The organism is Mesorhizobium sp. WSM4815, assembly GCF_055811575.1.
This window is the reverse complement of sequence record NZ_JBVVQS010000101.1, coordinates 617,515-640,569: the sequence shown is the minus strand read 5'-3', so window position 1 is coordinate 640,569 and position 23,055 is coordinate 617,515. Positions and strand designations below refer to the sequence as shown.

Here is a 23,055-nt window from a genome sequence, read left to right as displayed (position 1 = left end):
ACATTCCTGGCAGCTGACAGTTCGGCGCGAGGAACTTACCTTCAACAGCGATGGCGGCAGTTTCGTGGGATCAAAAAAGGTACGGATTGGAATAGCCGGCGTCGGCAATTGCGCATCCTCCCTTGTCCAGGGCCTCTCATATTATCGGGACGCCAGAGGCAATGAGCCGATACCGGGCCTGATGCATGCTGATCTTGGCGGCTATCATGTCGCCGATATCGAGGTGGTTTGTGCTTTCGACGTCGCCAAGGGCAAAGTTGGGCGTGATGTGGCGGAAGCCATATACAATGCGCCCAACAATACCTTCCGCTTTGCCGATGTTGCGGCAACCGGCGTTCGCGTCGAGCGCGGACCGACACTTGACGGCATCGGCAAATATCTGCGCGATGAGATCGAGGAGGCAGAAGAACCGGTCGCGAATGTCAGCGCGCTGCTTCGGGAAAGCGGCGCCGACGTACTGGTCTCATATCTGCCGGTCGGCTCGGAAGAAGCCACGCGTTTTTATGCAGAGTGCGCGCTCGAGGCCGGCTGCGCCTTCGTCAACTGCATACCGGTTTTTATCGCATCGCGGCCGGAATGGCGCCGGCGCTTTGAGCAGCGCGGTCTGCCGCTGGTCGGCGACGATATCAAAAGCCAGGTCGGCGCGACGATCGTGCACCGGTTGCTCGCCAATCTGTTCCGCGAGCGCGGCGTCCGCATCGACCGCACCTACCAGCTGAATTTCGGCGGCAACACCGATTTCCTCAACATGCTGGAACGCGAGCGGCTGGAATCGAAGAAAATCTCCAAGACACAATCCGTAGCCAGCCAGTTCGACGTCCCCCTGGAGGCCGGCAACATCCATGTCGGCCCCAGCGACCATGTGCCCTGGCTTACCGATCGAAAATGGGCCTACATCCGCGTTGAAGGCACGACGTTCGGCGGCGTGCCGCTGAATGCAGAGCTCAAACTGGAAGTATGGGATTCGCCCAACTCGGCCGGGGTTGTTATCGACGCTGTCCGCTGCGCCAAGCTGGCGCTTGACCGCGGCATCGCGGGGGCGCTGACCGGCCCTTGCAGCTATTTCATGAAGTCGCCGCCCGAGCAGTTCACCGATGCCGAGGCACGCCTGCGCACGCTGTCTTTCATAGCCGGGAGGGACGAGCCGATGCTTGATGCCGCGGAATGACGACGACGTTCTTCTTGATCCGCCATGCGGCGCACGACAATGTCGGCGACTATCTTGCCGGACGCATGGCTGGAGTTTGCCTCGGCGAAACCGGCAGGGCACAAGCCTCGCGCCTTGCCAGCCACATGGCGCCGCGGCCGCTGGCGGCCATCTGTTGCAGCCCGCGCGAACGAACCATGGAAACCGCAAAACCGATCGCAATCGCCCGCAATCGCGAGAAGATTACAATCCGCCAGGAACTCGATGAGATCGACTTCGGCGCCTGGTCGGGCAAGACCTTCGAAGAGTTGAGCCAGGACGCCGACTGGCTGACGTGGAACAGTCAACGCCAGCAGGCGAGGACGCCCGGCGGCGAGACCATGCTGGACGTCCAGCAACGTGTCGTCTCGCTGATGCAGCAGCTTCGCAAACCCTACCAGAACCAGTCCGTGGCACTGGTCAGCCATGCCGACGTGATCAAAGCCGCCGTCTGCAAGGTGCTCGGCTTGCCGCTGGGAGACTGTTTTCGCTTCGATATCGACCCCGCTTCGATCACCACGGTCGTGTCCGGTGACTGGGGCTCCAAGCTGATCCGACTGAACGAAGCCGCCTGACGAGGACTGCCGGATGCGTATGGTCATTTTCGGTCTCACCGTCACCTCCTCGTGGGGAAACGGACACGCGACGCTGTGGCGCGGGCTGATCCGTGCGCTCGGTCGCCTGGGCTGGTCGGTCAGCTTTTTCGAACGCAATACCCCGTACTATGCCGGCGCACGCGATCTTGACCATCTCGATGGTGGCAATGTCGTTCTCTACCCGGAGTGGGAGGACATTCGCCATGTCGCGGAACAGGCTATCGGGGAATCCGACGTCGTCATCGTCACGTCCTATTGCCCCGACGCCGTGGAGGCATCGCGCCTGGCGCAGCAGGCCTGTCGCGGGCTGAAGGTTTTCTACGATCTCGACACCCCCGTCACGCTCGCCCGGATAGAACAAGGTCTACGACCGGCCTATTACGGGCCCGAGGGCCTTCACGATTTCGACCTCGCCCTCAGTTATACGGGGGGAACCGCAATCGATGCGCTGAAAACGCTGCTGGGCGCCCGCCGAGTCTTGCCTCTCTACGGCCATGTCGATCCCGACCGACACCGGCCGGCCCAGCCCCGGGCTGAATTCGCCGGGGATTTGTCCTATCTCGGAACGTATGCGGCCGATCGCCAGGCCGGCGTCGAAAAGCTGCTGGTCCGCACGGCAGCGCGCCTGCCGGACCGCCGTTTCGTCATCGGCGGCGCCCAATATCCGCAGGAATTTCCGTGGGGCGAAAACATCTTCTTTGTCAGGCACCTTCCGCCTGCGGATCATCCGGCCTTCTTCTGCTCATCGCGCCTGACGCTGAACGTGACGCGCGAGGCGATGGCCAAGAGGGGCTGGTGTCCTTCGGGCAGGCTGTTCGAGGCGGCAGCCTGCGGCGCGGCGATCGTGAGCGACACCTGGCCCGGGCTGAGCAGTTTTTTCCAGCCCGGCAGCGAGATCATCCTGGCGGACAGCACCGACGACGTGGTCGCGGCAGTCGGCTTGCCTGACAGCGAAGTCGACGCCATCCGGCGCCGGGCGCGCGAGCGGGTGTTGGACGAACACACCTCTGCGCAGCGCGCCAGGGAACTGGACCGCCTCCTGTCCGATTCATTGCCGGGCTTGGCGGCGGGCGAGCCTTTGAAGGAAGCAATCTGATGTTGGGCATCGTGCCCGCCGCCGGCCGCGGCAGCCGCATTCAACCGCTCGGCTTCTCAAAGGAGCTCCTGCCGGTCGGCAGCCGCATCGACGGCCAGACCGAGCGTCCTTGCGCGGTGAGCGAGTATCTGGTGCGTCGCATGGTGCGCAACGGTGTCGACAAGATCTGCTTCGTCATCGGATCGGGAAAATCAGACATTCTCGAATACTACGCCGCCGGCTACGGCGACGCCGCCGCATTGTTTGTCGTGCAGCCCAACCCCGTCGGTCTTTGCGACGCGATCTTCCGCGCCGCGCCGCTGGTCGCGCCGGACGAGACGGTTCTGGTCGGCCTGCCCGACACGATCTGGTTTCCGGAAGATGGCTTTTGCCGCCTGCCGGACGACCGGCTGTCGTTTTTGCTCTTCCCGGTGGATCACCCGGAACTCTTCGATGCCGTCGTTCTCGACGGGAATGACCGGGTGAAGGAGATCCAGGTCAAGCAACAAGGCGCTGCATCGAACTGGATCTGGGGGGCGTTCAAGATGCCGGGCCGCATACTTCACCAGCTTGCCGCGCTTTGGCGCGAGCGGGATCAAAGCGACGAATATGTCGGCACCCTTATCAACGCCTATCTGGCGGCCGGCGGTGAGGCTTGCGGCGTCAAGGCAGGCACCGCCTATGTCGACGTCGGCACGTTCAACGGCTACCGCACCGCACTTCGGCTGCTCGAGAACAACGACACTACGTTGGAGGACACGAAAAACCTCATGTTCGTGCTGCCGGGGCAAGCGCAGATACCAAGCCATCCAGGCGAAGGAGGCTAGCCATGCTGCATTCGAACGCCGAAATCCGCCGCCGCATCGATGCCCTTGGCCCGTGGTTCCACAACATGGAACTGGCGGGCGTCGAAACCGCCCCCGACCATTTCCTCGGCAATTATCCGCTGATCAAATGGCGCAAGTTCGCCGACGCCATTCCTGCCGATCTGTCCGGCAAGGCCGTGCTCGACATAGGCTGCAACGCCGGCTTCTACTCGATCGAAATGAAGCGACGCGGCGCCGGCCGCGTCCTCGGCATCGACTTCGATGAAGCCTATCTGGCGCAGGCGCGCTTCGCCGCCGAAATCGCTGACTGCGACATCGAATTCCAGCAACTTTCGGTCTACGACGTTGGCGCCCTGCGGGAGAAATTCGACATCGTCCTGTTCATGGGCGTGCTTTATCACCTGCGCCACCCGCTGCTCGCTCTCGATCTGATCCGGGAGCACGTTGCCGGCGACCTGATGATCTTCCAATCCATGCAGCGCGGCAGCATCGAACTGCCTGCACTCGATGAGAATTATCCTTTCTGGACCCACGATCTGTTCGACCGGCCGGAGTTTCCGAAGCTGCATTTCGTCGAGCATCGCTATGCCGACGACCCGACCAACTGGTGGATTCCCAATCGCGCCTGCACAGAGGCGATGCTGCGCAGCGCCGGCTTCGAGATCGTGCTGCACCCGGAGCAAGAGGTTTATTTCTGCCGCGCCGCCGGTGAGCCGGCCGGCGGCGGCGCCGTCTACCCGTCGAAAGGACCACTTCATGATTGAAGCCGCGATGATCTGGAACGAGCCGAACAACAAATCCCATTGGGATCCCGAACTCGACCCCGACTGGAGCCGCTTCGCCAACATGGCAATACTGGCCGCCGATGCGATCGCATCGGCAAACCCGGCCGTGACCAGGATACTGGGCGGCATTTCGCCGATCGATGCCGATTTCATGGCGCTCATGAAGCAATACGGGGTGCTCGATCATGTCGATGCCGTCGGCGTGCATGGTTTCCCACTCGACTGGAATCTCTGGCAGATTCAGGAATGGCCGCAGAAGATCGGCGAGATTTCGACCGTTACCGATCTTCCCGTATGGGTCAGCGAAGTTGGCGTGTCGAGCTTCGGGGCGGAGGAGGTGCAGCTCTGGGGTTTGCGTCGGAGCGCCGAACTGCTGCTCGGCAATGCCTCGCGCGTGCAATGGTACAGCCTCTACGATCTTCCGCGCGAATGGGGGGCAACGACGCGTCATCGCGAGGCCGAAGGCTCCTCCTACTATCGCCACTTCTACATGGGCCTGCTCCGCGAAGATGGCACGCCGAAACCCGCGCTCGAAGAATTCCTGCGTTACGCACCCGGGATGGGGCTGGTGCAATGGTTCCACTTTGAAGATCCCCGGCTGGACGACGCCGTCGCCTGGATGAAACGGCTGGGCGTCACCAATCTGCGCACCGGGCTTTCGTGGGCCGACAGTTTCAGGCCGAATGCGCTGGATTGGTACGACCGGCAGATGGAAGCACTTGCCGATTTCGACGTGACCATCACCTTCTGCTTCACGCCAGAGCACCGCGGAGTGATGCCGCATCACACCAGTCCGCCGCTGGTACCGGAGGAATTTGCGGAGTTTTGCGCGACGATGACCCGCCGCTACGCTCCCGCCATGGCTGCCTCGCCGGTCAGAGCGGTGCGGGCTTCGGCAGCATGAGTGTGTCATGCAACACGCAGCTGACAGGTCCGGACCGCTTGCCGAATTCGCGGCCTTGTTGCTAGGTGCTGCTCCGCGCGGCTCTGACGGTGCTGAAATCATGATCGTTGTCGCGCATCCGGACGACGAGACCATCGGCATCGGCGGGCATCTTGCCGGCATGCGCGGATCTCGCATCGTTCATGTCACCGATGGCGCGCCGCGAGACCTTGAAGATGCGCGAGCATACGGCTACGAGACGTGGCAGGACTATGCCGGGGCCCGCCATCGGGAGTTGGAGGCGGCGCTGGCGGCAGCGGGATTGCCGTCGACGGCCCTGATCAGCCTCGGTTATCCCGACAAGCAGGCCGCCGGAAATCTTGGCTCGCTCGCACGGGAACTGACCGGCCTTTTGGCCGAGCGCGATGTCAGCTTCGTCTGCACGCATCCTTATGAAGGTGGTCACCCCGATCATGACGCGACCGCCTTTGCCGTCCATGCGGCCTGCCATTTGCTGCGCCGCGGCGGACGCCAGGCACCGGCCATCGTCGAAATGGCGTTCTATTCGGCCGGGCCTGAGGGTGCGGTCCTTCAGGATTTCAACAGTCGTTCCGGCAGCGAGCGCATCGAATTGCACCTTACGGAAGCGGCTTTCGAACGGAAGCAGTGCATGCTGGCCTGCCACCGGACACAGCAACGGACGCTGGCGCCGTTCACGGCGCGCATCGAACGTTTCCGGGTGGCGCCTGCCTATGATTTCCTGGCGCTGCCGAACAGCGGCAGGCTTTATTACGAGGCGCTGCCGCTCGGCTTCGAGCCGGCGGTTTGGCTTCACGCCGCGGCCGCTGCGCATGAGGAGCTTGGGCTCGACCGGCCATGACCCTCACCGTCCTGAACGTCGCCTACCCTCTCGCGCCAGTCGGCCCGGATGCGGTTGGCGGTGCCGAGCAGGTGCTGTCGATGCTCGACCAGTCACTCGTGCGCGCGGGACACGCTTCCATCGTGATCGGTTGCCAGGGCTCGAAAGCGGCGGGCGTGCTCATCGAGACGCCTGCTGAACCAGGTGTGCTCGACGATGCGGCGAAGAAACGGGCACAGCGCTCTCACCGCACCGCGATAGAAGTCGCACGCGCCCGTTGGCCGATCGACGTGGTTCATCTGCACGGCATCGATTTTGATGCCTATCTGCCTGATAATGGCCCGACCCTGGTAAGCCTGCACCTGCCGCTCGACTGGTATCCCGCCGATGCCTTGCGCACGGTCCGCGACGATCTATGGCTTCACGCCGTCTCGATGGCCCAACAGAGGACCGCGCCGCCGGGTGCCAGGCTGCTGGCACCCATTCCAAACGGCGTCGATATCGATGCGCTGAGCGGTCGGCAGTTCAAGCGCAACTTCGCGCTGGTGCTCAGCCGCATTTGCCCGGAAAAGGGCATCCACCTGGCACTGGACGCGGCCAAACAGGCTGGCGTGCGGCTGATCATCGGCGGCAAGGTCTACCCTTACGAAACGCACACGCTGTACTTTCGTGACGAAGTCCAGCCGCGCCTCGACCAGCGCCGCCGCTTCCTCGGTCCGCTCGGCTTCGTCGCGAAGCGGCACTTTCTCAACGCCGCCCGTTGCCTGGTCATTCCCAGCCTTGCCGCGGAAACCAGCTCGCTTGTCGCGATGGAGGCTCTCGCCTGCGGCACGCCGGTCGTCGCCTTTCCAAACGGTGCGCTGCCGGATGTGGTCGAACACGGCAAGACGGGCTTTCTGGTCAACGACATCCATGAGATGGCGGAGGCCATCGTCGCAGCCTCCGGCCTGAATGCCGAGACATGCCGGGCCGAGGCGCGGCGGCGCTTTTCGCTCGACCAAATGATTTCGTCTTACATGGACGCCTACCAGGCGCTGGCAGGACTTGGTGCCGGCCGCAGGCGCCTGGCGGCGGTGCAGTGAGCGGCTTTCATGCTCCGCTCCGAGATCATCGACGATCCGGCCGCCTTTGAGGCGCTGGCGCCGCGCTGGCGGGAGCTGTGGGCGCACAGCCGGACAGCGACGCCGTTCCAAAGCCCCGCCTGGCTGGTGCCGTGGTGGCGCGCATTCGCGCCCGGAGAGCTGGCGACGATCGCCGTCTGGCGAGGCGACGATCTGGTGGGATTGGCACCGCTTTACCTGGAACACGCAACTTGCGGGTCGAGACTGCTTCCGGTTGGGATTTCGTTGAGCGACTACCTGGATGTCCTGTGTTGCCCCGGCATCGAAGCGGCTGTCGCCGCCGTCATCGCCGACCGGGTTCTGGCGATCAATTGGTCGCAATGGATCTTACCGGACCTGCCGGCCGGTGCTGCCGGTCTCACTATCGCGCACCCTGCGCTGGAGGCGGATCAACCCGTCGACCACGCCGCTTGTCCCGTGCTGCCGATCGCTGGCGACGATGCGCTCGCGGTCTGCATTCCGGCGCGGCGAAGACGCCAGTTGCGCCGCGCGCACAATGCCGCACGCCGGCGCGGCTGCGTCTCCATCATACCGGCGCAGGCCGATCTCAAAGCGTTTTTCGATCACCTGATCCGCCTTCACGGCGCGCGTTGGGCCGGGCGCGGCGACGGCGTCCTGGCCGATCCGGCTGCAGAAGAATTCCATCGGCAGGCGCTTCCCATGCTTGCCGCACAGGGTCTTGTCCGATGCTGGCTTGTTGCCATCGACGATGCGGTCGTCGGCGCCTATTACGGATTTCATCATCGCCACCGCGCCTACGCCTATCTTGGCGGTTTTGATCCGGCCTATGCCGAGGAAAGTCCCGGCGCAATCCTGATCGGTCACGCGATTGCCGAAGCGGCTCGTGAAGGGGCGCGGGAGTTCGATTTTCTGCGCGGCCAGGAGAGCTACAAGTATGGCTGGGGGGCCGTCGACCAATGGACAATGCGAAAGGTCTGGACGCGGAGCATGGCTCGATGAGCGCCACCGGACGAAAGCCATCGCCCCAGGCGGCATCGACCGCAAAAATGCTGATCGAGGAGTGCATGGCCGACGGCGCCTGCGTCGACGCCATCATTGCCAGACTGGCGCTGCGCTTCGAGACCGGGGTCGATGCCGCAGAATTGGCCGATGTGGCGCTGGAGATGCGTTCAGCCGACCTGCGAAAACGCGACAGACTGGAGCGGATCGCCGATCTGCTTCGTCACAGGCCTGACATCTTCACCACGCTGCGCCAAACAGGTGCCGCCGTCCGCCACGAACGCGATGAATGGGAAACTGACGCCGCGGTCGTCAGGCGGCTGGCCGCCGGCTTTGATGCCGCGGCGACGATTTCCCAGGCGGCGAGCGTTCAACTGTCTTCGCTGGGAGACGAGGAGAAACTCACCGCCGCCACCGACGAGATCGTCGCATGGTTGCAGCGGCAAGGCTTCACCGGCCGCGACCAGGACATACTGGACATTGGTTGTGGCATCGGCCGCTTCGAAAGCGCGCTCTCGGATGCCGCGCACCGGATCGTCGGCATCGACATATCCCTGGAGATGATTTCGGTCGCTCGTCGGCGATGTGCCGGGCTGCGCAATGTGGATCTGCGGCAGACCTTTGGTCTCGATCTCGCCGATTTTACCAACGCAAGCTTCGATTGCGTGCTGGCTGTCGACAGCTTCCCCTATCTGGTGCTGGCTGGCCTGGCGGAGCGGTATTTCGAGGAAATTGCGCGTGTTCTGAAACCGTCAGGCGTGGCAGCACTTCTGAATTACTCCTATCGCGGATCGACGGCGCTGGATCGTGCCGATGTTCACCGCCTCGCCGAAGCCCATGGCATGCAGGTCGTGGCTGACGGCGCGAAGCCGTTCCGGCTGTGGGACGGCAATGCCTTTCTTCTTGTGGCATCCGAGGGAACATTACGGCGCAATGATTGTTCGGGAGTCAAAGAGACGAGGGCGTCAATGAGACACGCGCACCAAACAGACAGGGCACCTGTGAGTGCCGACAATCCGAAGGAGGACTAGAAGGCATCCGGCGGCAAGATAGACATCACCTCTGCCGTCAAGATAAAGGCTCCGGCGGCCGGCGCGATGACCGATTTGGCCAAGGACAAGGTCAAGGAAACGCGGCTTTGCTTTGTCCAGCAGAGCCTGGGAAGCAGCACACCGAGCAACGCCGGCTCGATGGCAATCGGATCAACTCCGATCAGTATCACGCCGCAGATCGTCTCTCCCAAGACTGACTGCTGCAACCGCAAACGCCAATCATGACCAGTGGCCAGTCGAGGTCACGAGAGTCGAAATGTCGAGCGCACCCGGCAACAGCGCCGGGAGGACCCGAGGGGAAAGCATAGGCTTCCCCGACGAGATCGGCAGCTTCGATACAATGCTGTGCAAGGGACGGGCTGTGCAAGGGACGGCGCTGACTGTGAGGCCGCGCGAATCCTTGCAAACTCTGATTGCCGTCACCACACTGGTGAAGGGACTGATTCGTTAAGAGAACACTATGTCTCGCTCGAGCGACGATAGCATCAGCCCGAAACTCCGGCTGGCAATAGACCGGAAGATTGCATCTCTGCTGACTGCTATCGAGCAGGAAAAGGTCCCCGACCAGCTGACCGACCTTGCGGTTCAATTGCAGAATGCGCTTGTCGAGAAGCGTCGATGCAAAGCAAAGAAACAGGACTAGCTATCGGCGCCTGTCGACTGCGAAGTTTCCCTGTGCTGCTGACAGGTGATTGCGTCGTTCCACCAATGTCTGCAAGGAACTTTCGCCGAGGTATTCCAGCACGCTGGCACGCGCTCGGTTAAGGCGGCTTTTTACCGTTCCAACCGCGCAACCGCATATTTCGGCAGTTTCTTCATAGCTGACGCCAAGGACCCCGATCAGCATCAGGACCTCGCGCTGATGCTCCGGCAACCTCTGGACCGCGTTGGAGACTTCCTTGCTCTGAACGGACCACTCCTGCGTCGCTTCCGTAATCGGGATTGCGGAGGCGCAGTCGAGCAGGCCTGGCTTTTCCCTGTCGGCGGCCTTGATGCGCGTATAATAGCTATTGCGCATGATGGTGAAGAGCCATGACTTCATACGCGTTCCAGGCTCAAATTTGTCGATGTTGGCGAGCCCTTTGGTCAATGTCTCCTGGACCAGGTCGTCGGCATCGTCGGGAACCCGGCAGAAGGTGCGGGCGAAGGCTCGCAAGGCAGGTATCAGGTCAACGATGGAAACGTCGTCCGTTTCCTGGTTGGCCAAGGGGTAGCCCCTGGAGGACAATGGTCCAGCTCCCAGCAAGAAAGAGTTGATGAACGCAGACCTAGCTAAATGCATGAAGGTTTGGATCGTTCCGGACATCGAAATAAGGTGCTGGAAAATCTCGGATTGGGCGGGCGGCCGTCTATGACCGGTCGTTGTTCTTGGCCGCCTCTTCCCGCTGCTTTTTCAGGACTTCGTCAGTCCCGACCAGCTTTTTCGCCCCGCCGGATATCGCTGTTGACACCACCGCCGGCGGGTCGCTCGCGGGAAAAGAATCCTCAAGCCCGGCCTGCAACTGGTCTTCCAGGGTCTTCGGCTCTTCCGACCGACCAGGCGTCCTTCGGGCTTCTGCTCCCTCCAGCGGCTGTTTCATGTCAGGCGAACTACTGACCTCGCGAACGCAGGCGTAAAGCTGTTCGATGGCAAATTCCTTCATTGTCTCGAAATCGGCCCTCTCATCGCGCATTGCCTCGATCTTATCGACCATGGTCTTCTCGAACCGGTCAAGGCTATCGCGTCCGCAAGCCTGGCAAAGACGCAACAATGCTTCGTGGAGCACTTTCGGACCAAAATAAGCAGACGCCTCGAGCTTGAGCCGCTGCAGATGCTCTGGAGTCACCGCCTGAAGTTTTGACATATGCAGCCCCTTTCGCCTGCCGAGCATATCAACGGCGTTGGTCGGCAGATGTTCCAATCACCCGCGACCGGGCTCGCTAAACGGGTCGCTCGGCCACTCAACGCCATGCCGAACGCCAACGCCAACGATAGCGGGCTCTCTCACCTGGCATCTGCGCAATGTCTTTGACCCATTGGTCTTCTTGAAGATTCCGGTTCAAGCTAATTCAAGCCTGGCAATGGCCAGTCGGCCACGCCGGTTCAAGAATCCCGGACGGCAAGGCACTACCTGCATCTTGCGAGCGGAGCCTGGCGATCTTCGCCTGGGCTCCGCAAGCCTGTCACCACCAGGAATCAGGCGGCAGCTTGGAGGGCACGTTGGTTGACACCACCCTCGCCCAACCCGGTCAGCGCTTCGTCTGTCGCGACCTCTTCCTTGAGCGTTGCCTTGAGAAGGGCGGCGACGTCGGCCTTTCCCATCTGTTCCGCCCAGGCGACAAGAGTGCCGTACCGGGCGATCTCGTAATGTTCGACGGCTTGCGCCGCTGCGACCAGTCCGGCATCGAGCGCAGGAGCACCGTCATAGTCTTCGAGGATCTCGGAGCCTTCTTCAATGATGCCGTCGATCGCCGGGCAGGTCTTGCCGCGTGCCGCCTTGCCAAATTTCTCGAACACCTCCTCGAGCCGGTCGACGTGAACTTCCGTCTCCATGCGATGTTTTTCGAAGGCAGCAGTCACTTTTTCCGACTCCGCGCTTTTGGCCATTTTCGGCAGCGCCCTCAGTATTTTCTTTTCGGCGTAGTAAAGATCTTTCAGCCCGTCGAGGAACAGGTCCTCAAGGCCCTTGGTTGTCGCTTTCGCAGCTTTTTTCGCAGTTGCCATGGTCGTCTCCCGCTGAGGTTTGGAGCTAGCCTCCCTAACTGGGAAGGCGACCGATAACCCCGCCGGCCGGCAACAAGTTCCCTGATGATTCGAGCCGCTGGAAATTTTTCGCCTCAGGCCGCGCAGGTGCTGCAAGGCTTACGCTGGCGAGACGGCGGTGCGAGCAAATGGCTTCGCCAGCAATCGGCTCAATCGATCCGCTTGATACGGCCCTTGTCGAGACGGAACACTCCATCCTGGCCGCCCTGCCTCTCAAAATCGGTAAGCAGATCGTCCCAGGTCCCGAGGAATTCGCCACAGTCGTCGCAAAAGATCCGGTCGTCAGGACCGGCGTCGGCCGGAATCCTCAGCCTTATCGTCAAGCAATAAGGGCATTCCAACTGGTGGTTAAGATACTGTGTGGTCATCGACGACAGCAAGAATGCACTGGAAACGTCGCCCCTGCAACCTGCTCGCGCCGGGGCAGGACGCTTGCATTGATTATATGCCGTCTTTGGTCGGAGGCCAGCCAGACTGGGCAGTCGGCGGAATGTTGTCGGAAGTCACCTCACCCCGCTTGAGTTTTCGAATGGCCTCATTGGCTTCGAGTTCATCGAGGCCGGAAAGCGGCATGCCGTCAACCACGACGGCTTCCTCGCTCTCGTCGTCGTAGACTTCCCACAGCCCGTCCGAATTCTGTCGTTTGTTGTAGATGGTTGGCATGGCCGCTCCCCTAGATACCGCTATTGAACGCGTGCTACCCACTCCAGAGCCTGGGTCTTTTCGTCCGCCGGGAACACCCGCGCCTCGATCTGCGGGAACAGTGCGCCCGTCATTTCGGTAGCTGCCTGGATCCACTGTTTTTCGGACACCACTGCGGCACGCTGGAAGCGGTGGAGTTCGCCAAGTTTGCTCAAGCCGTACTGCAGATCGCGGCGCAACGCGTCGCCCGTCATGTCCTCCAGATCGGTAAGGTCGGCCAGGATGCCGATCTCTTCATGTTCGCTCAGTTTCTCTTCGATGGTCGGGATGATCTTGTCGTAGTCCTCCGCGGTCACGGTACCGGCAACGCGAAATGCGGCGACATTCTCAGGAGCAGAAATAACCTCGATCACTTTTTCCTCCTTCGGATTGGTTTTCGGGATCATGCCGAACAACTCAAGCCGCCGACGGATGTTCCCTGGTCCTAAGCGTTTTTAGACACTAAACCACCGCTTTCCTTGGCGGCTCCCGGGTCGCATTCGTGACGACGGTATAGCGCGTGATCGGACCCTCATCGGGGTCTTCTCCCTGAAAGTGAACGTCGGCGTTGTCAGGCAACCGGCTGGTATTGCCGAACGTCTTGACCGCGGACGCACGCACCAGTTGGATGTCCGGGTCCTGCTTCATGATCTTTATTGCCGCAAGCTCGGCCGTGCTGCTGCCGCCAATGCGCCAGCTGGCCTCGAGCACACCGGATCGCCACATACCCGACGAATCGACACCCTGGCCGATATCGTAGTTACGCCGCGAGGCGAAAAATCCAGGATACTCAGCCATCGCCGCGTCATAGGCCCTCGCCTGCGCAATTGCCGAAGCCAGTGCGCGGGGAAGCTGAAGGTCTTCGAGAGCTTCCCATCCGCCGCGCACGACAATGAGGTCCGACCCGCCATAAACGGATTGTCCCGCATTATCAGTCGTCGTCGTTTGAGTGCCGTAGTAGGCGACCATGGTTTCGTCGATCTCGGTTCTGCCAACACTCAAAGTGACGACGTCACGAAGGTCAGCTTCGAGCACCAGACCGTACTCGTTCAAGTCGGGGGAGCGGTATCGCTCGAGCAGTCTCTCGACGTCAGCAACCGTGCGAACGATGTGCTGGTCCTGGCCTCGCGAGGCAAGCGGTGGCTTGAGCCGGGCCAGCCCATGCCTCAGCAGGCGTTGCGCTGCTCGCAGCGCATCGTGCCGCGAAAACACGGTGTAGCCAGGCAATACTGCGGCGGCGACAGTTCTGCCGAAGCCGGTTGACCATTCCTTCGGTCGTTCGGCCAGGTCGTCGACCAGTTCGTGGGTTATGGCCTTGGTGGTCGCGAATCGCCAAGGCACCACGCCGCCGAAGAGGTCTTGCGGCCCGTTGATACCCAGCCGTGCCGCATCGCTGGCAAGCAAGCTGTCGTCCGGCACGAAGTACAAGCGCCCGCCATTGCCGCTGCTGTGGCCTAGACCCTGCCGGAAGGCAAACCCCTTGAGGGTGGCAATGGTGCGGGCGACGGCAGCTATGGCTTCCCGCTCGTGAGCGTAGAGAGGCTCGCAGCCCGGCGCGGAGAATGCGATCACGGTGCCTCTTGGCTGGCTCGGCTGAGTGCCTCTGTGCTCGGTCATATCGGTCGTTCCGGTGCTTCCTCGTTATGGCCATTGGGCGCCGATGTTGCGGTCCTACGCGCCCTGTCCCCGGGAGAACGCAGCAGATGGCAGAACGTTCAGCCCGGATTGGCAGGCTCGCCGCGCGGGCGCAGACGCTGGTATCCAGCCGTGACCTTGGAGCGCGCTGCGGTGCAGAACCTTTGATCGCCGACGGACAGCGCCCCCCTCTGTCCTGCCGGACATCTCCCTCACACGGGGGGAGATCGGCAGCTTCGCGGACAGCGTCCCTTTTTTGCACGGTTGGTGGTTGGCGAAATCAGTGATGAAGGCCAATCTCCCCCCTCGTGGGGGAGATGTCCGGCAGGACAGAGGGGGGGCGCGAAGGATCGCTGCGGAGCGCTTTTATTCTGACCCGCTGCATTCTTCGGCTGACGTCACGGAATGGATCCCAGGGTCTGCGCGCGTCGCTTCGCTCCTTGCTCCGCCCTGGGATGACGAAGTGGAGGGGTGCCGCCGTCGGCTTGCAAGGATGGCGGAAAGGGTGACCGGGCGGAAATCCCAGCTGTCGACGCCGGCGTCGTACTGGCGTGTGACCGGGCTCAGCCTGCCGTGGGAATGGCCATGCAGATTGATCGATTTCTTGCCGATCTGATTCCAGGTGCGAAAAGGATAGTGGCAAATGATCAGCAACCTGCCGTCTATCGTCAGTTCCTTGTAATGCTGTGTGCTGGCCCAACCCGCAGCCTCTATGGTCGCCGCGCCATCGTTGTTGCCGATAATCAGATGCTTCTCGCCATGAAGAGACGACAGCAGCGATGCAACGAATTCGGCCGATCCCTTGGCAAAGTCGCCGAGATGCCAGATCTGGTCATTCGGGCTGACGGTTTCGTTCCAGAGCGAAATCAGCGCTCGATCGTGTTCGGCCAGCGAGCCGAACGGGCGGCGATCGATGCGCAGAATGCGGGGATCGCTGAAATGTGTGTCGGCCGTGAAATAGATCATGGTCGTTCACAGCCTTTGCGGACGTTGTCCGAACCTCGCCTTCCCGCAATTAACATTTGAGGTGGCCAACAAGATCAGACGCGGCTAACATACTCCTCGCTTTGGAGAGTGTCGTGCGCACGAGACGTTTCAGAAAGCCAATTGTCGTTCAACCCGGTCGGATCGATCGTGACAGGGTTGTCTTGTCTGTCTCCGATGCGGCTGAAGTGCTGCTGAAGGACTGGCCGACGCCAGCGTCCAAGACGCGACTGGCTGCAATCGCAGCCTGCCTTGCTGTTATCCGCGGCGAAAAGCCGCCAAGGGTCGCACGCCAGGCGTTCATCGTCGCGGCCAAGGACGCGAGGATCCTGCTCGGCGAACAAATCTAGCCCCGTCAGGCAGAGCCTTGTCAGGCCATCCGATCTCTTCCTTGACCTGCTCCTGCAGATCGTCACGCGCGCTTCGCCTTGCCAGGCGCTGAGGTCGAGTTGCTCAGACAATCGCTCGATCCCAACCGCCATAGTGCTGGTCACTGCGCGTGCCGCGCGGCAGGCTGAGCACGATCAGCGCCAGACCGATCGCAACGTCCGCCACCATCGCCGGGGTTTCACCGCCGGCAAGCACGAAGGGGGACACCGCGACCCATGCGCCAAGCACGACATTGAGGAAGCGTAGCGGCCGGACCACTTCGGCCATGGCCGTGACTGCGACCATGATAATGAGACAGCCGACGACATGATCGCTGAAGTAAAGCGGTGGCTGCGTGCCGAAGATCAATGGCGTGGTCATCAGCAAGGCGCCGAGCAGCGTACTTGCTGCCAGCGTCCACGGGAAGTTGACGCCGCCGGTGACAAATTCCTTCAGCACCTCGAAAACCGGACGGTCGAGATCGGCGCCAGGCGTCTGGTTCTCCGACAGCGCCGGTCCGCCCATCCAGAAGGTACGCCAGAACGGCTCGCCTGCCCTCGTGGCGCCCCAGAGATACTGGATGGTCGCCAGCACCTCGTCGACGGAGTAAGGGATCAGCACCACCGTGACGGCGGCCTGGAGAATGCAGAGCGTGCACAGCGCGCCAATCAGCGGTGGCTGGATGATGATGAAGGACACACTGACCACGCCAAGCGGAACGATCAGCAGGCCGAACAGGAGCACCATCCACGGCATGGTGCGCCAGCGCCGTCGGTCGCCGATCGCACCGGCGAGGATATCGAGGCAATAGGCGAAGGCGCCGAGCCCGGCATCGGCGACTGGAAAACCCTTCGAGACCCATGACGTCACCACCGCCTCGCTGCCGTTGCGCACCGGCGCGCCACCGGGGCCGAAGAACGGATCCCACAGCCCATCCGCGTGGCCCATTTGGAAGGCGGCGAGATAGCGCGAGACGAACAGGCCGACGAAGGCCAGCGCCACGATCGGTATCCGCTGCGTGAAGGTCGATGGCGAATAGGTCCAGCCCAGCGGAATGTCGTCGTCGGCCGCCAGCGCGCGGCGGCTGATGCCAGGGGTCGGCGGGATCATCACCGCAAAGGCGACGATCAGCATGCCGACGAGCGTGTCGATGGCATAGGCGGCGGCGCTGGTCGTCCAGAACAGCAACGGCGCCAGCATCACCCAAACGCCGAGCGACGCCGTGATCCACTGCACCCAGCGCCAGCGTCGGGACATGCCCATCAACGCAAAGGCCGTCACCAGCAGGCCGGAAACGATCTCGCTGACGCCGAGGCCTGCGTTGCGCAATTGCGGCTCCGCGACAGCGTGCCCCAGAGCGGGTGGCATTGCGGCTGTGACGGGATCGAACAGGCCAATTGTCATTGGAGAGGTGACCAGCCACAGCCCAAGCGCAGCGTTGGTCATCGGCGCCCAGAGCGTCCTCGACCGATGCCGTTTTATCGCCGCTTCGACCTCTTCCTTGCTTCGCTCGAGCGGTCCCTTGAGGCGCCTTTCGGCCTGCTCGATCTCGGGGTCAGAAGCCGCGACAACGGGCGGATCGAGCTTGTTGGCCGCATACCAGTCCGTGGGGTCCTGCTTCAGCCGGCGGATCATCTCCGGTAGAGTGTCCAGCAGATTGTGTTTGGGCGCCCAGCCCAGCAGGGTTTTGGCCCGCGAAATGTCGATCTCGTAATGATCGTCCGAGTTCTCGATCATCCACGGTTTGATGTCGGTGTCCTGGTCGAGCACCTCCGTCTGCACCCACGCGCCGAGCTTCGTCAGTTGCTTCGGCAGCGCCAGGGTGCGCCAGTCCTCGCCATGGATGAGCCGGCCGATGCGCTTCTGCATCTCCTCGTATGACGGTGTGTCTTCTTCGCCGATCAGAAGCACGGTCTCGGCCGGAAGTTCGGCGCGCCGGTCGACGGTGCGCACCACTGCATCGACGAGATCGTCCTTGTGCAGATAGGGCTGGCCGGCGGTGATATCGCCGGCGAACAGATACGCGGTCGGCAAGCGTTCGAAGATGCGGGCGATCTGCTGGGCAATAAAGGCGGCCCGGCAGTCTTCGTCATAGACGCCGGCGAGCCGCAGGGTCACCGTCTTGATCTGGCCGCGCTCCCGCGAAATCAGCGCCTCGGTTTCGGCTTTCGATCTTGGGTAGGCCCAGGCCGGGTCAAGCGGCGAGTCCTCATTGATTTTCGCGCCCTTCTCCGGGCTTGGCGCATGGACGAGAAGCGTGCTGGAGAACACGAACTGTTCGCTCTCGACCGCCGTCAGCGCCTTCAGCAGCCGGCGCGTGCCCTGCACGGTGACGGCGTCATATTTTGGGTTGTCCTCGCCGGTCGTGTCATAATAGGCGGCAAGATGGACGACCGAAGCGATGCGGCCGCCGCTGCGCTCCCGTGCCGCCTGCACAGCCCTGCTCACGCCCTCATCGGAGGTGAGATCGATCTCGATCGTCTCCATGCCGGCGGGGGCATGCTTGGGTTTTGCGACGTCGAGGCCGATGACGCGATAGCGGTCGATCAAGCCTCGCGCGATCGCCTGCCCCAGGAAGCCGCTGCTGCCGGTGACAAGAACCGTCGGAAGGGTCGTGCCGTGATTTGCCATGGCTCAGGCCCGACCGTGTTGGAAGAGCGGCCCGATGGCGCGATGCGCTTTGGCCTTGCTCGGCTCGCCCGGCAACTTGGAACTGGATTCATTTTGTTTCTCGCGCTTTGACCTGCCCAGGATCATTGCCTCGGCCTTTCCGGAGGCGCGAGATGATCGAGGAACCATCGCGTGGCGTGCCTGATCACTTCATCCATTGTGCCCGGCTCCTCGAAGAGGTGGCCGGCACCGTCGATAATGATCAACTGTTTCTCGCCCTTCAGCGCTGCAAGGGCCCGCTGGTTCATCCCGATCACCGGCCCGTCCAGGCTGCCGACCAGAAGCAGTGTCGGGGCACGCACGGCCGGCAACACGTCCATCGCCAGATCGGGCCGGCCGCCGCGCGAGACGACAGCCGCGATAGCTGCATCCGGGCGTGCGGCGGCCGCCAGCGCGGCTGCGGCGCCAGTGCTTGCCCCGAAATAGAGCGGAACAAGCCTTCTGGTACGGGCTTCGGCAGCCGCCCAATGCGTGGCCAGCGCGAGCCGCGATGCGAGCAGGTCAATGTCGAAGACGTTTCGCCTGTCGCCTTCCTCGATCGACGTCAACAGGTCGACGAGAAGGGTCGCCAGTCCGGCCTGCCGAAGTGCAGCGGCCACGTGATTGTTGCGCGGACTGAGCCGTCCACTTCCGCTGCCATGAGCGAAGATGACGATGCCTTGCGCACCGTGCGGCACGCCTAGCAGCCCGACGAGCCCGCCGGGCTCGATCCTGACCTCCTCGACCTCTGTCATGGCGGTTGCCGGCATCGTTACACTCCAAAGGGAGGATCGCAGCAGAGGAACTGCGCCTCGCACCCACTCAGTGCGTTAAACACTGGCATGGCGGAAATGTTTCCGGGGAAGGTCAGAAAAAATATGGCCTCCATCCGGAGCGACGCGGCGCAGACCTTGGGATGCATGCCGTTACCTCAGCCGAGGAATGCAGCGGACCAGAACAAAAGCGCTCTGTAGCGATCCTTCGCGCCCCCTCTGTCCTGCAGGACAGAGGGGGGCGCCTCGCTCCGCCATCAAAGGTTCTGCACCGTCGTGACGCTCTGATGTCACGGCATGGATCCCAGGGTCTACGCGACGTCGCTTCGCTCCTGCTCCGCCCTGGGATGACGAAGGCGTGGTGGCTGTAGCTAATCCCCAGCGTGAGAGATGCTGCAGGCCGGGCGGCAGTCCCCGTCAGGAACTGGCGGCGCTTGTGGATGGCTTGTCGGCATTCCATTCCGCCTTGCGTGCCCGCGCTTCCTCGAAGATCAGCTTGAACTCCCGCATCATCGCGCTCTCAATGGCGAATGCACGGCTTGGCACGGCGCCGGGGTCTTCCTGATTGTTCTGGAATTGAAAGCGGGCTTCCAGTTCGGCCCATATTCGCTCTGACTTGTCGGGGCCGGCAAGCAGCGCGACGACCAGCGCCAGAGTCTCTCGCTGGGCATTGAGCCGACCCTCGATCTCTTCATTCGTCAACTCGGACATGTGGGATCGCTTCCGGTTTCAGGCGAAACGGTAAAATCGCATCCTTGTTCCGGAATTCAGCTCGTCGGCTCGCAGAGAGAGCCTACTGCTCCCTGAAAGCTCGCTGGATCTGATCCGCCAAAGGTTTCACGAGATAGGACAGCATGGTGCGGTTGCCGGTCGAAAAGAACACCTCGACAGGCATGCCTGGCGCCAGGGCCACGCCCTTGAGCCGGCTAAGCTCTGTGCGCGGTAAAGCAACATGCACGGTGTAAAAGCCGGTGCCTGTTTTCTCATCGACATTGAGGTCGGCGGAAATCTTGCTGACCGCACCATTCAGTTCCGGCGTCGTTTGCTGATTGAATGCCGACAGCCGCAGGGTCGCGCCTTGCCCTGGCGTCAACTGATCGATGTCTTGCGGAGCCACGCGCGCCTCGACGGTCAGGTCGTCCGTCACCGGGACAATCAGCATGATGAGCTCGCCTGGAGATATAACGCCACCGACCGTGTGCACGCCGAGCTGATGAACGACACCGTTCTGCGGACTGCGTATGTCGATGCGTTTGAGCTGATCTTCGGCCGAAACCTTGCGCTCCACGGACTCGGAGATCTTTGCCTGGACGTCTCGCAGTTCGCTTGCCACTTCGCTGCGCAAATCCTGGTCGATCTGGATGATCTGCAAACGGATTTCGGAGGTACGACCGTTCGATTGCGCTATGGCCGCAGTCAGTTGCCCGTGCTCGCCTTTAAGCCGCACAGCATCGCGTTCAAGCGCAGTAATACGATCGATCGAAACCAGCTTGCGTTGCCAAAGGCTGCGCATGCCTTCGAGCTCAAAGCCGATCAACTTGATTTCCTGGCTCTTGGCATCTCTTTGCTCGGTCAAGCCGGAAACCTCTTCGGCAAGCTGCGCAATGCGCTCCTGCAACTGAGCCTTCTGACCGGCGCGTGCCTGTCGGCGAAATTCGAACAGAGATTGCTCGCCGGCCATCGCCCGACCAATCTCGGGGGCATCCTGGCGTGACACAAGCGAAGCTGGAAAGACGATGCTTGCCTTGCCGTCGCGCTCGGCCTCAAGGCGAGCCAGCCGCGCCTCGAATTCGTCCAGGCTCTTCGAGACGATCGCCAAATTGGCCCGGGTGATGGTCTCATCGAGGCGGATCAAGACCTTGCCCGATTGCACGGCATCACCTTCCCGGACGAAGATTTGACCGACAACGCCACCCGTCGGATGCTGCACCTTCTTGACGCTGGAATCGACAACCAGCTTTCCCGAAGCGATGACGGCTCCGGAAATCTCGGTGACGGCAGCCAAGCTCCCCGCCCCGCCAACCAGCAGGATGCAGGTTGCGACACCGCCAAGCAGATAGCGTCGAATGGTGCGATCGGCCGCGAATATCATGCGTTGCGCCATCAGGATGCCGTCTCTTCTAGTCCGGAAACGACTTTCAAGGGAACGCCCGCTGGGCGGGTTATCTTGTTCAAGATCTCATTTTTTGGGCCAAAGGCCTGAATACGGCCGTTCGCCATCACAAGAACCTGATCCAGGCTGGCAAGCGCGCTCGGACGATGTGCGACCACGACGGCTATACCGCCTCGCGCGCGCACGCCTTGGATCGCCACCGTCAACGCCGCCTCGCCTTCCGCATCGAGGTTGGAGTTAGGCTCGTCGAGAATAACCAGAAACGGGTCACCGTAGAGAGCCCGGGCAAGCGCCACCCGCTGCCTCTGGCCAGCCGAAAGCGCCGAACCGGCCTCGCCGATGCGCGTCTCGTAGCCTTCCGGCAGGTGGATGACGAGATCATGAACGCCGGCCGCGCGCGCAGCCGCCAGTATCTTGTCCGAGGGCGCTTGCGGTTCGAAGCGCGCGATGTTCTCGGCAATGGTGCCGTCGAACAGTTGCACATCCTGCGGCAGATAGCCGACATGCTTGCCCAGTTCTTCCGGCGACCATTGGTCGAGTGTTGCGCCGTCCAGCCTGACGGTGCCGCGGATTGGCAGCCATATGCCGGCAATTGCCCGAACGAGCGATGACTTGCCCGAAGCGCTTGGCCCGACGATGCCGAGGCCGACGCCCTGTCCCAATGCAAAGGTGGCGTCCTGCACGACCATCCGGCGCTCACCCGGCGGTGTGACACTGATACTTTCGACCGAAAGAGCAGATCTCGGAGCAGGCAGCGAGACACTTGTCGCAGTTTCGGGAAGCAGGACCAAAAGCTGGGTCAGCCGGGCCCAGGCCTGGCGGGCGGTGACGAAGCCCTTCCAGTGGGCGATAGCCAGTTCAATCGGTGCGAGCGCCCGGCTCATCATGATCGAACTTGCGATCATGATGCCGCCGGTCGCCTCCTGATGGATGACCAGATAAGCGCCGATCGCCAGGATGCCCGATTGCAGCATCATGCGCAGGATCTTCGCGATCGTTGCGAGCGTCCCGGCAAGGTCGCTGGCTGTTGCATTGGTGTCGAGGTAGCCGGCATTGATCCCTGACCAGCGCTCGGCGATTCGCGAGCCAAAGCCCATGGCCTGCAGAACCTCGGCATTGCGACGTGTCGCTTCGGCAAGTGTATTGCGCGCTGCCGCTTGACTGTTTGCCTTTCTGGCGGGCTCTCGCGTGCGTATTTCGGCAAGCAATGCCAGGCTGAACAGAATAACCACGCCGGCCAGCGCCGTCATGCCGATCCAGAAGTGGAACAGGAAGCAGATCAAGAGGTAGAGCGGCATCCACGGCAGGTCGAAAAGCGCGGTCGGACCGGCGCTCGACATGAACGATCGCACCTGGTCAAGATCGCGCAAGGATTGAAGGCCGTCGCCTGCGAGCTTGGTGCGCAGCGGCAGACGCATGAGGGCAGCATAGACCTGTCCGCTCAAGCGCGCGTCCAGCGCCATCCCGATGCGCACCAGCAAACGCGACCGGATGAGTTCGAGAACGCCCTGAAAAACGAAAAGTGTGCTGGCAAACACGGCGAGCCCGACGAGCGTCGGCACGCTGCGGCCGGGTATGACACGATCATAGACCTGCAGCATGAAGAACGAGCCGGTCAGCGCCAGGACATTGACGACGCCGCTCATCAACGCAATTCCGGCCAACGCTCGCCGGAAGGAGGCCAAAACCGCCGCGAGTGTCGTTCGCGGCGGCTCGGGTGGAATGGGATGCGACGTCGGCTTCACATCAGTTCCAGTTCGGTCT

Annotated in this window: 26 protein-coding genes; 12 read left to right on the top strand and 14 right to left on the bottom strand. The window is 62.2% G+C overall.

All coding sequences use genetic code 11. The features are described 5' to 3' along the window. The first annotated feature begins 64 nt into the window (after positions 1-64). The 10 genes from AC0L2B_RS28540 to AC0L2B_RS28495 are packed head-to-tail and all read left to right on the top strand — an operon-like array spanning position 65 to position 9,323. A complete protein-coding gene (locus AC0L2B_RS28540) occupies positions 65-1,168 on the top strand; it encodes an inositol-3-phosphate synthase (protein ID WP_287050479.1) in 1,104 nt (367 codons plus the stop codon). Beyond that, positions 1,165-1,761 (top strand): histidine phosphatase family protein, encoded by a 597-nt coding sequence (locus AC0L2B_RS28535; protein ID WP_473627354.1) that lies wholly within the window; start codon positions 1,165-1,167, stop codon positions 1,759-1,761. The genes AC0L2B_RS28540 and AC0L2B_RS28535 overlap by 4 nt, the downstream gene beginning before the upstream one ends. A 13-nt stretch (positions 1,762-1,774) precedes the next feature. Beyond that, complete coding sequence (locus AC0L2B_RS28530; RefSeq protein ID WP_473747711.1) at positions 1,775-2,878, top strand: CgeB family protein; 1,104 nt, start codon at positions 1,775-1,777, stop codon at positions 2,876-2,878. Further along, a complete protein-coding gene (locus AC0L2B_RS28525; RefSeq protein ID WP_473747710.1) occupies positions 2,878-3,684 on the top strand; it encodes a sugar phosphate nucleotidyltransferase in 807 nt (268 codons plus the stop codon). The genes AC0L2B_RS28530 and AC0L2B_RS28525 overlap by 1 nt, the downstream gene beginning before the upstream one ends. 2 nt (positions 3,685-3,686) lie before the next feature. Continuing rightward, complete coding sequence (locus AC0L2B_RS28520; protein WP_292526418.1) at positions 3,687-4,448, top strand: TIGR04290 family methyltransferase; 762 nt, start codon at positions 3,687-3,689, stop codon at positions 4,446-4,448. Then, positions 4,441-5,373, top strand: coding sequence for a glycoside hydrolase 5 family protein (locus tag AC0L2B_RS28515; RefSeq protein ID WP_287217076.1), 933 nt, complete (start codon positions 4,441-4,443; stop codon positions 5,371-5,373). Before AC0L2B_RS28520 ends, AC0L2B_RS28515 begins: the two co-directional genes overlap by 8 nt. Before the next feature lie 7 nt (positions 5,374-5,380). Continuing rightward, positions 5,381-6,232, top strand: a complete 852-nt coding sequence (locus AC0L2B_RS28510; RefSeq protein ID WP_473747709.1) for a PIG-L deacetylase family protein — start codon at positions 5,381-5,383, stop codon at positions 6,230-6,232. Continuing rightward, a complete protein-coding gene (locus AC0L2B_RS28505) occupies positions 6,229-7,293 on the top strand; it encodes a glycosyltransferase (protein ID WP_473747708.1) in 1,065 nt (354 codons plus the stop codon). The genes AC0L2B_RS28510 and AC0L2B_RS28505 overlap by 4 nt, the downstream gene beginning before the upstream one ends. 9 nt (positions 7,294-7,302) lie before the next feature. Continuing rightward, a complete protein-coding gene (locus tag AC0L2B_RS28500; protein WP_128172221.1) occupies positions 7,303-8,292 on the top strand; it encodes a GNAT family N-acetyltransferase in 990 nt (329 codons plus the stop codon). Further along, positions 8,289-9,323, top strand: coding sequence for a class I SAM-dependent methyltransferase (locus AC0L2B_RS28495; RefSeq protein ID WP_473519872.1), 1,035 nt, complete (start codon positions 8,289-8,291; stop codon positions 9,321-9,323). Before AC0L2B_RS28500 ends, AC0L2B_RS28495 begins: the two co-directional genes overlap by 4 nt. On the opposite strand, the gene AC0L2B_RS28490 is transcribed toward AC0L2B_RS28495, so the two are convergent. Then, positions 9,320-9,535 (bottom strand): hypothetical protein, encoded by a 216-nt coding sequence (locus AC0L2B_RS28490; protein ID WP_027153519.1) that lies wholly within the window; start codon positions 9,533-9,535, stop codon positions 9,320-9,322. The two genes, AC0L2B_RS28495 and AC0L2B_RS28490, sit on opposite strands and share 4 nt — an antisense overlap. 269 nt (positions 9,536-9,804) lie before the next feature. On the opposite strand from AC0L2B_RS28490, the gene AC0L2B_RS28485 reads away from it, so the two are divergent. Then, the gene (locus AC0L2B_RS28485; RefSeq protein WP_023801247.1) at positions 9,805-9,987 is read left to right on the top strand and encodes a hypothetical protein; all 183 of its coding nucleotides are present in this window, start codon (positions 9,805-9,807) and stop codon (positions 9,985-9,987) included. On the opposite strand, the gene AC0L2B_RS28480 is transcribed toward AC0L2B_RS28485, so the two are convergent. The 8 genes from AC0L2B_RS28480 to AC0L2B_RS28445 form a co-directional block, all read right to left on the bottom strand. Continuing rightward, on the bottom strand, positions 9,988-10,551 hold the full coding sequence (locus tag AC0L2B_RS28480; protein WP_027153520.1) for a sigma-70 family RNA polymerase sigma factor: 564 nt from the start codon (positions 10,549-10,551) through the stop codon (positions 9,988-9,990). It lies immediately after the preceding gene. A gap of 142 nt (positions 10,552-10,693) precedes the next feature. Further along, entirely contained in the window at positions 10,694-11,245 is a 552-nt protein-coding gene (locus AC0L2B_RS28475; protein ID WP_245268651.1) for a hypothetical protein, read from the bottom strand. Between the two features lie 275 nt (positions 11,246-11,520). Beyond that, complete coding sequence (locus tag AC0L2B_RS28470; protein WP_023799488.1) at positions 11,521-12,048, bottom strand: YciE/YciF ferroxidase family protein; 528 nt, start codon at positions 12,046-12,048, stop codon at positions 11,521-11,523. A 188-nt stretch (positions 12,049-12,236) separates the two neighbouring features. Then, on the bottom strand, positions 12,237-12,410 hold the full coding sequence (locus AC0L2B_RS28465) for a hypothetical protein (protein WP_245268652.1): 174 nt from the start codon (positions 12,408-12,410) through the stop codon (positions 12,237-12,239). A 118-nt stretch (positions 12,411-12,528) separates the two neighbouring features. Then, complete coding sequence (locus AC0L2B_RS28460) at positions 12,529-12,750, bottom strand: hypothetical protein (protein ID WP_023799490.1); 222 nt, start codon at positions 12,748-12,750, stop codon at positions 12,529-12,531. A 20-nt stretch (positions 12,751-12,770) separates the two neighbouring features. After that, entirely contained in the window at positions 12,771-13,175 is a 405-nt protein-coding gene (locus tag AC0L2B_RS28455; RefSeq protein ID WP_473747764.1) for a SpoIIAA family protein, read from the bottom strand. Positions 13,176-13,230: 55 nt separating this feature from the next. After that, the gene (locus AC0L2B_RS28450; RefSeq protein ID WP_473747707.1) at positions 13,231-14,385 is read right to left on the bottom strand and encodes a DUF3182 family protein; all 1,155 of its coding nucleotides are present in this window, start codon (positions 14,383-14,385) and stop codon (positions 13,231-13,233) included. A gap of 384 nt (positions 14,386-14,769) precedes the next feature. Beyond that, positions 14,770-15,369: a metallophosphoesterase family protein gene (locus tag AC0L2B_RS28445; protein WP_473747706.1), complete on the bottom strand. Its 600-nt coding sequence runs from the start codon at positions 15,367-15,369 to the stop codon at positions 14,770-14,772. A gap of 113 nt (positions 15,370-15,482) precedes the next feature. On the opposite strand from AC0L2B_RS28445, the gene AC0L2B_RS28440 reads away from it, so the two are divergent. Next, positions 15,483-15,737, top strand: coding sequence for a DUF982 domain-containing protein (locus tag AC0L2B_RS28440; RefSeq protein WP_091590175.1), 255 nt, complete (start codon positions 15,483-15,485; stop codon positions 15,735-15,737). A gap of 103 nt (positions 15,738-15,840) precedes the next feature. Here the strand turns inward: AC0L2B_RS28440 and AC0L2B_RS28435 are convergent, their stop codons facing one another. From AC0L2B_RS28435 to AC0L2B_RS28415, 5 genes are all read right to left on the bottom strand, one after another. Beyond that, positions 15,841-18,387 (bottom strand): NAD-dependent epimerase/dehydratase family protein, encoded by a 2,547-nt coding sequence (locus AC0L2B_RS28435; protein WP_473519870.1) that lies wholly within the window; start codon positions 18,385-18,387, stop codon positions 15,841-15,843. A 122-nt stretch (positions 18,388-18,509) separates the two neighbouring features. Next, on the bottom strand, positions 18,510-19,175 hold the full coding sequence (locus AC0L2B_RS28430) for a dienelactone hydrolase family protein (protein ID WP_473513142.1): 666 nt from the start codon (positions 19,173-19,175) through the stop codon (positions 18,510-18,512). A 420-nt stretch (positions 19,176-19,595) separates the two neighbouring features. Next, positions 19,596-19,889, bottom strand: coding sequence for a hypothetical protein (locus AC0L2B_RS28425; RefSeq protein ID WP_473509723.1), 294 nt, complete (start codon positions 19,887-19,889; stop codon positions 19,596-19,598). 82 nt (positions 19,890-19,971) lie between these two features. Further along, entirely contained in the window at positions 19,972-21,282 is a 1,311-nt protein-coding gene (locus AC0L2B_RS28420; protein ID WP_473747705.1) for an HlyD family type I secretion periplasmic adaptor subunit, read from the bottom strand. Further along, positions 21,282-23,036 (bottom strand): type I secretion system permease/ATPase, encoded by a 1,755-nt coding sequence (locus AC0L2B_RS28415; protein ID WP_473747704.1) that lies wholly within the window; start codon positions 23,034-23,036, stop codon positions 21,282-21,284. Before AC0L2B_RS28415 ends, AC0L2B_RS28420 begins: the two co-directional genes overlap by 1 nt. Between the last annotated feature and the right edge of the window lie 19 nt (positions 23,037-23,055).